General features: G+C 38.4%; 11 protein-coding genes and 1 pseudogene. All 12 read right to left on the reverse strand.

The window, feature by feature from the left end:
* Positions 1-64: 64 nt before the first annotated feature.
* Entirely contained in the window at positions 65-889 is an 825-nt protein-coding gene (locus FTU39_RS12205; RefSeq protein WP_096901397.1) for a TatD family hydrolase, read from the reverse strand.
* A 1-nt stretch (position 890) separates the two neighbouring features.
* Complete coding sequence (locus FTU39_RS12210) at positions 891-1,907, reverse strand: RsiV family protein (protein WP_096901396.1); 1,017 nt, start codon at positions 1,905-1,907, stop codon at positions 891-893.
* A gap of 49 nt (positions 1,908-1,956) precedes the next feature.
* The gene (locus FTU39_RS12215; protein WP_004974888.1) at positions 1,957-2,772 is read right to left on the reverse strand and encodes a hypothetical protein; all 816 of its coding nucleotides are present in this window, start codon (positions 2,770-2,772) and stop codon (positions 1,957-1,959) included.
* 167 nt (positions 2,773-2,939) lie between these two features.
* Positions 2,940-4,529 (reverse strand): peptide chain release factor 3, encoded by a 1,590-nt coding sequence (locus FTU39_RS12220; protein ID WP_167846306.1) that lies wholly within the window; start codon positions 4,527-4,529, stop codon positions 2,940-2,942.
* Between the two features lie 161 nt (positions 4,530-4,690).
* Positions 4,691-6,118 (reverse strand): hypothetical protein, encoded by a 1,428-nt coding sequence (locus FTU39_RS12225; RefSeq protein WP_004890055.1) that lies wholly within the window; start codon positions 6,116-6,118, stop codon positions 4,691-4,693.
* Between the two features lies 1 nt (position 6,119).
* Entirely contained in the window at positions 6,120-7,763 is a 1,644-nt protein-coding gene (locus FTU39_RS12230) for an McrB family protein (RefSeq protein WP_180052236.1), read from the reverse strand.
* Between the two features lie 23 nt (positions 7,764-7,786).
* Positions 7,787-7,987, reverse strand: a complete 201-nt coding sequence (locus tag FTU39_RS12235; RefSeq protein ID WP_004842512.1) for a DNA translocase FtsK — start codon at positions 7,985-7,987, stop codon at positions 7,787-7,789.
* 21 nt (positions 7,988-8,008) lie between these two features.
* Positions 8,009-8,770, reverse strand: a complete 762-nt coding sequence (locus tag FTU39_RS12240) for a PP2C family serine/threonine-protein phosphatase (protein WP_004842513.1) — start codon at positions 8,768-8,770, stop codon at positions 8,009-8,011.
* Positions 8,771-8,955: 185 nt separating this feature from the next.
* Complete coding sequence (locus FTU39_RS12245) at positions 8,956-9,960, reverse strand: Fic family protein (RefSeq protein ID WP_180052237.1); 1,005 nt, start codon at positions 9,958-9,960, stop codon at positions 8,956-8,958.
* A gap of 87 nt (positions 9,961-10,047) precedes the next feature.
* Entirely contained in the window at positions 10,048-12,924 is a 2,877-nt protein-coding gene (locus FTU39_RS12250) for a BPTD_3080 family restriction endonuclease (protein ID WP_180052238.1), read from the reverse strand.
* A gap of 9 nt (positions 12,925-12,933) precedes the next feature.
* Positions 12,934-14,274: a hypothetical protein gene (locus tag FTU39_RS12255; RefSeq protein WP_257224486.1), complete on the reverse strand. Its 1,341-nt coding sequence runs from the start codon at positions 14,272-14,274 to the stop codon at positions 12,934-12,936.
* A gap of 21 nt (positions 14,275-14,295) precedes the next feature.
* Positions 14,296-14,415: pseudogene (locus FTU39_RS13900) on the reverse strand (DNA methyltransferase); the annotation flags it as partial.
* Positions 14,416-14,547 lie beyond the last annotated feature (132 nt).

The following is a 14,547-nucleotide window of genomic DNA, read 5'->3' on the forward strand; positions in this document are numbered from 1 at the left end:
CAATCAAATTTAATTTCAAAGTGTGGGCATTTTACTGCGTTTCGCAGACTTCGTGTTGTTTCATCTAAAGTTTAGGCAGGTCTAATACTTGAACACTATTCTGCCAAAGCTGTGCGGCTAAAGTTTGCGGTGCAATATCTAAACAATCCGCTAAACCTTCAAGCACATAAATCAGGTTCGCAGGGGTATTTCGGGTTCGTGATTGAGTATCTGTCTGACAACATAAAGGCGTCATATCGGGGCAGTCGGTTTCCAAAACCAAATGTTCAGCACCAATTTCCTGCACAACACGGCGCAGTTTTTTTGCATTGGGATTGGTAATCTGCCCTGTCACACCAATTTTAAAGCCCAATTTGATCAGTGCTTTGGCTTCTTCTACCCCACCGCTAAAAGCATGTGCAATGCCACCAAACTGAAATTGTTGCTGTTTGAGTATTTTTAAGGTTTCGGCATGAGCCTTACGAATATGTAGCAGTACAGGTTTTTGTCGATGGCGTGCGATTTCCAATTGCGCGGCAAAAAAATCTTGCTGCTTTTGAAACGCTTCAGGCTGTTTATGTTCAACCAAAAAAGTGTCTAAGCCAATTTCACCCACCGCGACACAATGCTGTTGTTGCAAAAACTGTTCTAAATCTTGTAAATGTTGGTCTTGATGTTGTTCGATATAAAAAGGATGCAAGCCTGGTGCAAGATGACTTTGTGGCACATGCTCAAGTTGGTTTAAAAACTGTTGTGTAGAGATTAAATCTTGAAAACGTGATTGTACAAAGCCAATCAGTACCAAATGTTCTACGCCTGCTGCCTTGGCCGCATACGCCAATTGCTCCCGATCTGAGTCAAAATCAGGTACATCAAAATGGGTATGCGTATCAAACAGCGCAATGCTCATATTAAGATTTCGCTTTGGTTGTGTTTACTGCACTGGCTTCGGCAGATTTTGCGGTTGCTTCAGAGGCTGCTTCTGTTACAGGCAAATACGCAGCTTTTAAAATCCCCTGCAGTTCTGCATACGGAATGGTTAAACGCGGTAAACCAACGACATAAGGGCCTATTTCATATTCTGCGTATTGCAGAATTAAACCCTGTTGACCTAAATAGTAATTTTCCGACAGCTTAAATTTCCACGCTTGTTCATATTCTTGCACATTGGTGGAAAGTTCAGATGCGATGACCCATTGTTTAAACGCTTCGTAGGCTTTGCGCTCCAATTGTGGACGCTGCTTCTCTAACAGAATGTCATTTAACAATACTAATTTTTTCTGTTCTAAATCAAAATTATAGTATTGCTGTGCCGATGCACCATGCGCTCCTCCCAAATAACTACTGCTATTCAGTACCACGGTTGCCAAAGGCTGATCTGCATTCAAAATTTTAGGCTTAATCATCAAACTGATTTTATGATTTGAGCTTAAAGCTTTCAGTTCCTGATCAAGTACCAAAAAGCTTTGCACATAAGGCACAGTTTGTTTTTCTAATTTTTGCGCCAAAGTTTCCACTTGTGCAATGGCTGCTGCAGTGGGGTTGCTGGCAGGTGCATCTGCAGCACTGGCTGCTGTATTTTCACTGGCTGCATTCTCAACTGCTATAGCCTCAGAAGCCGCCTGCTGTGGTGCAATTTCTAAAATTTGTGCCAATTCTTGAATAATTTTCTGATCAATAAAATGGTCGATAAAGGCCTGATTACTATTCAAACGCTCAATTGAAATTTCAGGGCAGTTATTCCCTTCACATTTAGGCAACGACAAATTCAGTTTTTCAGTATCCCCGACCAGTTTTAAGCTTTGTTGTTCCGCCTGCGTCTGCTCTGGCTCGACTGTTTCTGGTTCGGTTTTCTTTGGCTGACATGCAGTAATCCCTAGCGTTGTAATTAAAATACTGATCGCCAAAATACTTTTATTTTTCAACATGGATCCAACCTTGATTTCATCTATTTTTGCTTGTCACCGTACTCACCTACTAAAACATAGATGGATAGATGTCTGCTTTTAAAACTTGTTGTGTTTGTGCTTTGCTTAGGTAAATATCTAACTGCGTGCCATCTTTGACAATTTCATGGGTGCGATAATGCAATCCTAAGCCCTGATCATCAAAAAACCAATCTGCCTGCCCCCAGTATAATTTGGCAGGTGCTGCTTTTTGCACGTCACTGCTTTGTGTTTTGAGCCAATCCTGATAGGCCTGCTGTACAAAAGTATTCATACGGGTTTGTTGTTTGGCATCAATCACATCTAAAACAGACAAGGCTTTTTGCTGCTTCCGATCTGCCACAAAGAAATAATAGCGTTCTTTGACCTGCGTGCCTTCCTGTTTGCTATCTACCCCGACTTGCAACAAAACATATTGATTGCGTTGATATGCCATACGGGTGTACATCGCCAATTCATAAGCTTTATTTTGATCTAATTGTGCCTGCCAAGCATCGGATTTTTTCACATAGGCATCTACGGCTTGCTGCAAATTCATGTTTTGTTTTAAGCCAATTTGGTCTTGAATCACCATGGCCTGATTTTTTGCAATCCAACTGTTGAGCCATGTATCTTGGGTATTTAAAGTTTGTACTTCTAATTCAATGCAGTTTTTATTTTCACAAAATGGCAAGGCAATTTCTGCCGCCTGTTGCTTGATATTCAAATACGGTAAAACATCCGCTTGATCTTTCTGAAAAATAGACGTTTGCTCATCTGAGTTTTGATCTTGTTTAGATGAGTCACAGGCGCTAAGCAAAACCATCCCGCTCAAAATTGCACCCAGATAAACCGATTTTTGCTGCATGATTTCCCCAATTCATTTATCAAAAATAATCTTTAATCTTTTACCGCCCCCATAATAAAACAGCTTCCTAAAGAAGCTGTTTTAATTTTGAAACTTTTAGGCATGCCGAACATTCATCTGCGCTACGCTGATTGCATCTGCCAGATTAAGCATCATCAACCTGAGGCTTAGTGCTCGCGTGTATTTCTAAACTCAATGTCAGGGTAACGCTCTTGCATTAACTGTAAATTCACACGGCTTGGCGCGAGATAAGTTAAGTGACCACCACCATCGACAGACAACTGATCGTGGGCTTTTTTCTTAAATTCGTTAAACTTTTTCTCATCGGCACAAGACACCCAGCGTACCGTGTTGATGCTGACAGGCTCGTAAATACAATCGACTTTGTATTCTTCTTTCAGGCGATAGGCGACGACTTCAAACTGTAGCACACCAACAGCACCTACGATTAAATCATTGCTGTTTTGTGGCATAAAGACTTGCGTTGCACCTTCTTCTGAAAGCTCTTTAAGGCCTTTTTGCAGCTGTTTGGACTTCAATGGGTCTTTCAAGCGTACACGACGGAACATTTCAGGTGCGAAGTGCGGAATCCCTGTAAATTGCAACTTTTCACCCGAAGTGAAGGTATCGCCAATTTGAATCGTCCCGTGGTTATGTAGACCAATAATGTCGCCCGGCCACGCTTCTTCGAGGTGCTGACGATCACCTGCCAAGAAGGTTAAGGCATCGCTGATACGTACATCTTTATCAATACGCACATGCTTCATTTTCAAGCCTTTCTCATACTTGCCTGAACAGATTCGCATGAAAGCAATACGGTCACGGTGCTTCGGATCCATATTGGCCTGAATTTTAAAAACAAAACCACTAAAGCCTTCTTCATTGGCTTCTACAATACGGTCTTGCGTTGGATGTGCTTTTGGCGGCGGCGCATATTCACTAAAAGCATTCAGTACATGATCTACACCGAAGTTACCCAAAGCAGTACCAAATAGCACTGGTGTTTGACGACCCGCTAAAAACTCTTCACGGTCTAAAGGCTCATTCGCCATTTGTACCAACTCAAGTGATTCTTCAAATGCCGCCCATGCCAATTCACCTACTTTTTCACGTAGGTCTGCATGGTTATAGCCATCACGTACTTCAATTTCAGGAATGGTTGAACCAAAACCTGATTTGTACACATAAAACTTTTCTTCGATGAGGTTAAACACCCCTGCGAAATCACGGCCTGTACCCATTGGCCAAGTGATTGGCACACACTTAATTTTGAGGACATTTTCAATTTCATCCAACAACTCTAATGGTTCACGAATTTCGCGGTCCATTTTGTTGACGAATGAAATGATGGGTGTGTCACGCATACGACACACATCCATTAATTTAATGGTACGGTCTTCGACACCTTTCGCACCATCAATCACCATCAGTGCAGAGTCCACCGCAGTTAGAGTGCGGTAAGTATCTTCAGAGAAATCTTCGTGCCCTGGGGTATCGAGCAGGTTAATCATTTTGTCTTTATACGGGAATTGCATCACCGAAGTTGTAATGGAAATACCACGTTCTTTTTCCATTTCCATCCAGTCAGATGTTGCGCCACGATCTGACTTACGGCTTTTTACCATCCCTGCAACTTGAATGGCTTGTCCCCATAACAGCAGTTTTTCTGTCATGGTGGTTTTACCAGCATCGGGGTGGGAAATAATAGCAAAGGTTCTACGAGCCTTTACTTCTCTAGCTAATTGATCTTTAAACATGAGAAAAATCTACAATATGTACACAGTTATGTACACATTTCTAAATATGTACTAAAACTGAAAAAGTGGGAATTCAAAATTGGCGCAATTGTAGCAGATTTAAACTCGCTATATTCAAGTCTTGTCTATTGAAGAATCTAGATCCTATTACTGAAAGTAAGTTAAACCATTTGTATAATTTTTTCTTTTAAGCGTGTACAAAAATCTAAACACTCATTCCTCATCGACAGATTAAATTCTAAATCACATTCAGTAATTTTAAAGAATACAACATGAAAAGGAATATCCACGCCATGTTGTTTTATATTAGTAGAAATTACTCCATTAGTACTGTCTAAATGAAGTGATGCCCATCTTTTCTCTGATATTGGATATATAAAGCCACATCCTTTGATTTTCGCCTCATTAGCGTATTGACCTATGTAAGTATGGAGCTGAAATAGATCCTCTCGACCTACGCCAAATCTACTATCGAAAGTTTTATATTTAACATCAAATATATAAAGACCTTCAGCACTTTCCAGAACAAGATCTGGCTCTAATTTCCTCATATATCCAGTATTGATACCTGCTGATATTTTATGAATTTGCGCATATTTACTACGCACAATTATTCCTGCTCTTTTTATTAACTTACGAATAAAATATTCAAAAAGCATAGATACATCAAATAGAAATGAGCTCGATGCTTCATCTGAACTAAAATCCGAACTTTTTTGACTTATGATTTTCTTAGATAAATCTATAAGAACGTTGTAATCATTATAAAATGGATTTGTGAAATATTGCGTTCGCAAAATCTCCTGTCTCGTCCTTTTTATCCCTTTATTAGCAATAAGAAATGTATTATAGATATTCCTCGTATGCTGACAAAATGAGTAATGTTCTATAATTTCATAAGCAGCAAGGAAAAGTGAAGCTGAAGGGTTTTCATAGCTATGCTCTCTATAACTACATAAATGTTTTCCTAACATCTTATTGTTAAAATAATCAACAACATCAATCTTCCCACGCACTCGCCCTAACTTCTCATTTTTTGTTATATATGTTTTTGGAAGCCCTAATCGATACGCCCGCTTAAATTTAATGTTCCAAAGATATGCAAGGAGCCATTCATAACCCTCCCCTATATTTTGACCTCCGAAATTCTCCAGTTCAAGAAATCCGTCAGCGTCAGCTATAATAAATCTTAAGAAATTATCCCCAAATCGCGAACTAATCTTTAATGAATAATCTCCCTGCTTAATAAAGCCAATAAGATTTCCTGTGGTAAGAGTAAAGTTAGCTGCATTAATACCACTAACTCTTAATAAAGCGTCATCAGTATTATGCTCATATTCACTATCGTTAAAGAGAACCAAAGCATCAGCACCACGCTCCATTAAGGAATCATTGACATCAGTAGATAACCTATTAATAAAGTGCCAAACTGCTTGGTCGTTATTATAAGGATACGTCCATTGTCCACTAGCCCTTTTATTTAGCTTAACAGGATTATCTAATCGTCGGTTATACAGTATTCCATCTTGAACTGTATAAATTTGATTGTCGACCAGAGTTCCATTTTTAATGACATTAAAGAGCCACACATTAGACCCCAAAAGATTTACTAAAAGATCTTATTAACTCTGCTTCTTCACCTGTACCACGTAAATATTCTTGCAACAATGGTCTGATACTATCTTCCCAAATCAAAGCTTTCACCTCAGTTAAGCTTAAACTTTTAGGGTATTTCAAATTCATTAAATAAGCATGCCCAATCTGGTAATCATTACCAAGTAAAGCTTGAGCTTTTATATTTTCATTAAGCTCTTCAAGACTACTTGCTAATTCAATCCATTTAGCACAATGCTCTGAAAGGTAGAATTTCAACAACCTTGTATCTGGCTTCACCTCTTGCCAAGAAAATCTACGCCGAAGAGCGAAGTCAAAACTTTCCACACTTCTATCAATCGTATTCATTGTGCCAATTAAATATATATTGGTAGGAATGAAAAATTGATAGGTCTGTCCTAATTCCAGTATGCCTGTTTTCTTCGTATTCAAATTAGCATATTGGGTTTTAACACTGCCCTTAACACCACGATATTCTAAGCAGTACATTAACTCGCCAAAAACACGAGATAATTCCGCACGGTTAATTTCATCAATAATAAAAAAGAATGGAGGGATAGCATTAGAAACTAATTTAGTTTGGTCCTCTACTCTAAAGATATAGTCCCAATATGAATTACTGAGTTGATCTTTATAAGGATATAAATCAAGGATTTTTATCTCATCCCATTCTTTATCTAGATGCAAATTAAATACATCAATTTCCCATTTACCAGCCTTTAAACAAAACTCTTTAAAAATCCCATTCTGTAATGTTAATTGGGCTTGTCCATTCTCATCTAAAATAGGGCGTAGTCCTTCAATGAAATCCTCATAGCTGAAAGACGGATGGAATTGCACTAACTCAATCTGACCTTGATGAGTAAAATCAGTATCAGGAGCAAACTCCTCTTTCCAAATATCAAACAAAAGTGAAGTTTGCTGACGAGCCTGAAAAGTCTTACCTGTTCCAGGAGCACCGTATTTAATAATTTGTTTTTTTAAACTGAATGGGTTTGACAAATTTTCATAGAGCTCCCAAACAAACTGGCTTAAAAAAAATTCGTCTGTCTCTTGATTCTGCATCTCTTCACTGAATACCTGTTTCAAAATCTCCATCAAAAATTGATTTTTTGAAAACCAATCTTGAGGTTCACTATCTGGATAAATTGGAATAATTTTTTCACGCATTAACCAACTAAAAACTTGGTTAAATTTACCTGAGTCTACCGTTGTAGAAACATCAAGAGTACATGCAGCAACTACCCTATTAACAAGCACTGGATTATTTTTTTCTATATATTCAGACCAATGATCTTGAAATATTTTGTAGCTTCTTATATTAGGCTCAAGAATCAATTGTTCTAAGGCTGTTAAAAATTCTTTATTTTTAATAACCTTACGGAAGTCGATTTCACTCAAAGTCGACTGCCCACGAGAAGCAATACCATTATTTTTATCATAGAGAAGCTGCTGTAGAAAATTTTCATCCCTCTCTGATAATGTTTCTCCTTGTTTTATGCATTCTCGTTTTTTTTCGACCTGATTATAAAAATTTTTATATGCTTTATTCCATCCCAAAACTTCATGCTTCCTATTCTCAATCAAAAGCTTATAAAGATTTTTTAATCTGATCGACATACCGTATCCTTTTCTAAATTACCTTACTTCGAAATTTTTTTTAAAATATAGCCTTGCTCTTGAACAAAGTGGCTCTCACAAATATTCTCTTCAATTAACTGATTTAGCACTTGTTCTGCTTGAGTATGTCCAATTAAAAACTTACGTTGTAAACTCGATACCGAAACGACACCTACTTCCTCTATGAATAATTTGGCACGTTCAAAAAGATCGTCTGATTGCATAATTCCCCCATTCTCAATGAATTAAATTTTTGCTCGTACTAAGATCATGCTGACATTGTCATACGCCTGTTTCGAATCTAATGACGCTTTCATGTCGAGTAACCATGCTCGAAGTTCCATATCTACTTTTAAAGCAGGCCATTCCGTACACTCCATCACATCATGCACACCATCGGTACAAACTAATAAGGCATCATTCTCAGTCAAATATTCTTCTGTTGTTGTAAAATCCATCACTTCATGCAAAGGATCAGCACAAAAGTATTGTAATAATGCACCATAAATACTGGCATAGTTTCCCCCTTCTTTTATCTCGCCATTTTCTCTTAACTGTTCAAGATAATTATGATCTCTCGTCAGGCAGTGCCACTTTTGATCATGCTGGCTAAACAAATATACTCGACTATCCCCAATATGTTGAATTGTCACAAAACCTTGTTCGCCATTATTTTGAATGAGTGCAAGTGTTGAACTGGCTCCAAAACTATTTTTTTGATGTGCTAATTGATCAACAAGATACTGCTGAATGGTAAATGCTTGACAAGTTTCTATCTTTTTATTTTGCATTAAAGCATTTAAAACTGTATAGGCTGCTTGCTCAGCTACTGGACTATTGCTAATCCCATCCGCTACAGCAACACACCACTGTTCTTTTTCAGAATGGCTATATAGTTTAGTGATGAGTCCATCATGTTGAATAACTTTATTTTCAATCAAAATGGCATCTTGTTGATACTTTGACCTCGCCTTCCATGTCAGACCTTGCATTTCAAAAGTACTCATCACATTGATCTCAAACTTAGTAGTACTTTTTTTACCAAAACCCGATAACACAATCAAGAAAAATTTTGTATAAGTTACTGATTAATAATTAATTATTTAATTTAAAACTTACTTTACGCTTTTTAATTCTCATTCATGTTTAACTGTTTAAGTAAAAATGTAACTAAATATTTTTTCAAGCTAAATCATGATTTAAGACGATACCTTTGCTTAGGGCTTTTCGGCTTATCTGGAATAGTACGCTCAATCAAATCTGCTTCTATTGCTGGATTCAAATAATTCTTTTGGAATGTTGCCCGATGGTTTAAACCAACCAATTGCATCAACTCAGCCAAAGTGTAGTCTTCTAGCTTCATTGCTGAAATTAAACGCTGAACTTGATCGCTCACTTGTACGTAAGCTTGAGCGGTAACATGACCGCTATCTTGAGCGGTATCAGTTGAACTAAGAATTGCATCTAAAATCATCTGCAAAATAAATTCTATAAAAGGTGCTGAATCTGTTCGATCCGTACTTGCTTGTAATGCTTCATAATAGGCTTTCTGATTTTGATAAATCAGGCTTTCAACAGGAATATTAGCAAAGATTGGATTCCATCTGCTTAATATTAAAGTTTGCCATAGCCTTCCCATGCGACCATTGCCATCCGCAAATGGATGAATGAATTCAAACTCATAGTGAAATACTGAACTTTGAATAAGAGGATGCTCTTCGCTATCATTTAACCAATCAAGTAAATCAGCCATTAAACGGTTAATCTGATTCGCAGGTGGAGCCATATGCACCACTCGATCACCTGACATTACACCGACACCACCATGACGATACTGACCAACTTCATCAATCAAGCCTGTCATTAAAATTTGATGAGCTTGTAGTAAGTCCGACTCTTGACTTGGTTGCCACTGCTGAAAGGCTTCATAGGCTTTAATCGCATTACGCACTTCCTGAACTTCTTTTGGAGGTGCAATTACGGTCTTACCATTTAGAATCGCCGTGATCTGTTCCGTACTTAAAGTGTTCCCTTCAATCGCCAGTGAGCCTTGAATGGTACGGATACGATTGGCTTTTCGTAGTTTTAAGCTGTCTTGGATTTCTTCTAAAACAGTCAGGCGCCCTATATTCTCACTAATCTGTGCAATCAGGTAAATGATTTTAGATGTGATGGTATAAGGCGGTTGGTATTTCATATTTCCTCTATTGAGCTAAACTTAAACATACAAGAATAAATCTTATCCTTCTTCCTAAAAAGAAGGATTTTGTATGTATCTTTATTTTTACAAATCTAAAAACAGCTCACCTATAGGTTTAGAATAAGTGGCAGATTTTGCATGCTCCAAAATCACATCATGCATACGAGAAGGCTCTTCTTTAACCACATCCCAAGCCCATGCTCCAAAACCACCCTTTTGGTTTACTGCTTTTACCCACACATCCAAGGCTAAACGTTTAGCTCTGTTTTGATCGCTGTCTTGGCCTTTAATTTCTAGTACAAGGGTTTTACCATTTGCAAGACGAATGAGGAAATCAGGGACATACTTCCTTTTACTACCATTCCACATATAGTAAATATTAAAACCTAAGTGATCATTTTTAGCATAGGAAGTAATTATTTTCTCCCTACCAAATTTTTCTAAAACATTGGCTGCATAAGCTTCCCATGATCCGTCTGCAACCATGTGGCTGATTTGAGAATACTCAGTAGGTTGGCACAATCTTGTTGTATACCACGTTCTCATATCCTCAGTTGAGCCAATAGGTTTTTCGATATCAAAGATCGGTTCTAATGCTGTCACGTTTGCCTGATGCACATACGTCACTAAATGCTGAACAACTTTATCCATCGAAAGCGCAATAAGAATACGTTTTTTGAGTGGTTCTTGATGAAATAAAGAAGGAATATCGATCTTATCTGACTTTAAAAACTCTTCAGATAAACGAATTAATTGCTGAATTAATATCTCTTTGCTACCAGTATATCCTTGCTCGACATTTTCAAAAGCTTTACGTGCTGCAATAAACAAAAGCTTTTGCATACGAAACTCTTCAGGTAAGAGCTCAAGATCAATCCCGACTGCCTTAGATAAATCTGTAGCACCGCCTAAAGCTGGAGCTAAATCAGCAGAGACATGAATTTCACTTGGATCTAATCGAATACTTGGAACTTTCGCCCAATCTACGACTAGTTTTTCTTTTAAAACACTATCAACTCTCAGCACATTCGCCCATGATATTTCTAGCGAAGATCGTTCAGCCAAAGTAGATATTTGAGTCGTAGGCTTTGGTGGTTGTGGATTACTACTGCCTTCACCGACATCTTGGAAAATCGAGAGAGGAACACCAAAAATATTCACATACTCAGGTGCAAATAATTCACGAACTATACCATCGGGACATTCAACTGGTTGAGTATCATAACCAACACGTCTGAGACCACGACCAATGACCTGCTCACAGAGTAGCTGACTTGAGAAAGCACGTAATCCCATAATGTGGGTAACATTTTTTGCGTCCCATCCTTCAGACAGCATTGCAACCGAAATAACATTTTGCAAACTCTGACCAGCTGTTCCTCGTTTACCAACATTATCTACAATCGCACGCAACAGCTCTTCTTTTTTCAGGCTTAAAAGTTCTTGCTTCTTATCATTCGGTAGATTGACAGCTTCTACTATCTCTCTTAATCGATTTTCGTATGTGGAGTCAGCTGATGCAGCCTCACCTTTTTCAGCTTTATCAAGCACCTTTGAGTCAACTCGCAAAGTCTTATCAGGTGCTTTTAATTCAGCCCACTGTGCGTCACCTTTATTAAAGTAATGCTCAATACGAGCTGCTGTCTCTGTTCTATTACAAACCGTCAGCATGACTGGTGGAGAGGTCATTCCTGCTTGTTCCCAAGCTTTCAGTGCTTCTCGCCAATCTGCTCCTAGAAGTGTGTATGCCTGCTGAACAATTTGTGGTAATGCTTCATGTGGTTCTGCTTTTCGGTTTAAATCTTCTCTGACCTCATCTTCACGATATAAATGGTAAAGCTTTGGTTTTAAATCTTTTGTACTTGGTAAGGCACTGTCACGTACTACGATTCGAGGCGTTTTGACCAACCCAGCTTCAATCGCATCGTAAAGTCCAAAATCGGAAATTACCCACTCAAATAATGCACTTTCAGTAGTTTTCTTACCTGTTGGTGCAAATGGCGTTGCAGATAAATCAAAACAACGAATGATACCCCTTGCTTTGTGGATACGATCTAGACCTTCAACCCAACGTGTGGCTTCATCTAAATCAATCCCAAATTCTTCAGCATCTTTTTTACTGATTTTAACCTCAGCAGGCTTACGATAAGCATGGTGTGCTTCGTCATTGATGATAACGATGTTTTTATGATTAGCTAATGAACCTAATACACGTCTAACATAGGCTTCATCACTTTCCTTACCCTTTTTAACAACTGAGCGCTCAGGCTCTTTTTGTGGCATCAGTGAATGCCAATTCTCAATCAGAATCTCTGCCTGATTAAGTTTTTGACGAAGTACTTCATTTGGGCATAGTGAAAAATCATCGTAATAATTTTGTGGATGACCAGGCATTAAGATCTGCAAACGCTCTTTGACAGTTAAACCCGGCGCAACAATAAAAACTGCCTTTGAAAAATCTTTATGACGTTTAGGATAAGTAATTGCATTCAGAACTTGCCATGTAATGATCATCGACATGACAGTGGTTTTACCCGAACCTGTTGCCATCTTATTACAGAGTCGTTCCCATTCCCCACCATCACCAGAAATCGCAATACCTTGCTTAAATTCTGGTGTCGCCTCTACATGCCAAATTAAGGTTTCAATTGCTTCAATCTGGCAGAAATAAAACTCATAAGGACGTGTGGTTTCTTTATCATACCAATGCGTAAGTAACTGACGAGTAATCGCAGTGACACCAGGATAATCTGCTTCACGCCATTCATTTACACGATGTCGAATACGATTAACCAAATCCAATTCAACAGAACGAAGCGTATTACTGCGTGTATCAAAAATTTCATAGCTTGCAGGGCGACGACCTTGTTTTAAGTCGAGCTGACTGTTCTGTGGATTGCGTTCCCAATGATATGTTGGGCATTCAAAAGGTGAACTAATAATTAATGAGTTTTGAGACATCTTGCCACCTTAATCCAAGTTCATGACTTTGAGTGATTCAATACCTCGGTCATCAATAATTTTGACCGCAATCTTTTTATTATCACCTGCTTCAAAAGGCAAACTTTTCGTTCCGTGGAATTTCTCTAATTGAGTCTCATCCAATTCAGCACGAATATTTTTCTTCAGCTTTTCCCACCCTTCGCCTTTACCTGCAATTGGGAAGAAGACTTGATGTGGGAAAAGACTACGTTCATCGTAATCAGTATCCAAACTCCACATCGCAATCTTGGATTTACCACCAGAAATCAACTCGCCTTTGACTGTATCAAAGTAGTCAAACCCAAGTACTTCAACCTGATACTTGCCATCTTTTAGTTTATGAACTTCGACATCAGGTTGTCCCATCAACCAGAAACTTTGGTTACTAGAGCGGGCTTTCTTTAAGTCCTCTGTAAGTAAGTCGGTATTCATTTGTGCTTTAAGTGCAGTAATCCCCTTAATCGCATCGATATCTTTGGCTGCTTCTGGATCAAAGGTAAATGCACAGAAGACGATCATTTTAGGTAGTGGGAAGAAGTTTCCAGCTTCGTTCATGGCATTTGCAACTTGTCTTTGTTCTAAGGCTGCATGTTCAGGACCAAAACTTACAACAACTCGATCACCGTTTTCTATGTGACCAATCGCATGGATATTCTGCATATCTTTATCGTAAGGAATTAGCTCCAAGTCAGTGAAGTTAATCATCTGACCATTTGGACCACGAATTCCTGCCTTAGCAAGCTCTGCCATCCATTGATGTTTACGACCTGACTCACCTGTACGTGCAATACTTGCATCTGCTTCGTCTAAAGCTTCAGCTTCATCTAAAGCTTTTACTGTCGGGAAAGGCACAGCTTCAACTGTAAATGGTCCACTAATTCTAAGGCGATTTTTATTGATGATTGGTTTGTCATATAAAATTTCTTGATCAGCGTGTGCTGCAATCGCTTCATCCATTTGCTTCTGCATAGCGATACGGGCTTGATGGAAATCATCTAAGGCTTTGACTTGAGCCTCATTCCAATCATCAGGTGCTTCGAATGGCACTTCCCATTCCAAGAATTCAGCTTTTTTAGAAAAGTCTAAAGATTCACCTTTACGACGACCTTCAGTCACTTTAAAAGATGCTGGTGGCTGAGCAACTAACTCTTTATTTAGCTGTGCTAGTGCTGCTTCAATTTTAGGATGCAATCGATCATAAATCTGATCAATATCTGGGTTATTCGCGATCGACTTTAAGGTGATATGAGGAACAGTTTCATAAAAGAAACCTCCTTTCAAACCTTCGTTAGGATATTTAAGTTCATAATATTCAAAGCTTGAAGTCATCAATCGCTGCTTAGCTAAAGTGACTGCAATGCGAGAAGTATCACAAGTTATCCATCGGCGCCCCCATTTTTCTGCAACAAAAGCAGTAGTACCAGACCCACAGGTAATATCCAATACTAGATCACCTGGATCTGTAGAAATTAATAACGGTAATCCTCCCTAAAAATAATTGAGTTTAAAAGTAGAAAATCGAATAACCTTGATTTAAGGAGATTTTCTATGAAAACATCTAAGTATTCAGACAGCTTGATCATGAGTATCTTGAAGCAAGCT

It is taken from the genome of Acinetobacter sp. YH12099, from assembly GCF_013419195.1.
Lineage (GTDB): Bacteria > Pseudomonadota > Gammaproteobacteria > Pseudomonadales > Moraxellaceae > Acinetobacter > Acinetobacter towneri.

Bases quoted from the DNA above. Each gene is read 5' to 3' on its own strand.
- FTU39_RS12205 (WP_096901397.1), bottom strand. From the start codon at position 889: ATGAGCATTGCGCTGTTTGATACGCATACCCATTTTGATGTACCTGAT.
- FTU39_RS12210 (WP_096901396.1), bottom strand. From the start codon at position 1,907: ATGTTGAAAAATAAAAGTATTTTGGCGATCAGTATTTTAATTACAACG.
- FTU39_RS12215 (WP_004974888.1), bottom strand. From the start codon at position 2,772: ATGCAGCAAAAATCGGTTTATCTGGGTGCAATTTTGAGCGGGATGGTT.
- FTU39_RS12220 (WP_167846306.1), bottom strand. From the start codon at position 4,529: ATGTTTAAAGATCAATTAGCTAGAGAAGTAAAGGCTCGTAGAACCTTT.
- FTU39_RS12230 (WP_180052236.1), bottom strand. From the start codon at position 7,763: ATGTCGATCAGATTAAAAAATCTTTATAAGCTTTTGATTGAGAATAGG.
- FTU39_RS12235 (WP_004842512.1), bottom strand. From the start codon at position 7,987: ATGCAATCAGACGATCTTTTTGAACGTGCCAAATTATTCATAGAGGAA.
- FTU39_RS12240 (WP_004842513.1), bottom strand. From the start codon at position 8,770: ATGAGTACTTTTGAAATGCAAGGTCTGACATGGAAGGCGAGGTCAAAG.
- FTU39_RS12245 (WP_180052237.1), bottom strand. From the start codon at position 9,960: ATGAAATACCAACCGCCTTATACCATCACATCTAAAATCATTTACCTG.
- FTU39_RS12250 (WP_180052238.1), bottom strand. From the start codon at position 12,924: ATGTCTCAAAACTCATTAATTATTAGTTCACCTTTTGAATGCCCAACA.
- FTU39_RS12255 (WP_257224486.1), bottom strand. From the start codon at position 14,274: ATGACTTCAAGCTTTGAATATTATGAACTTAAATATCCTAACGAAGGT.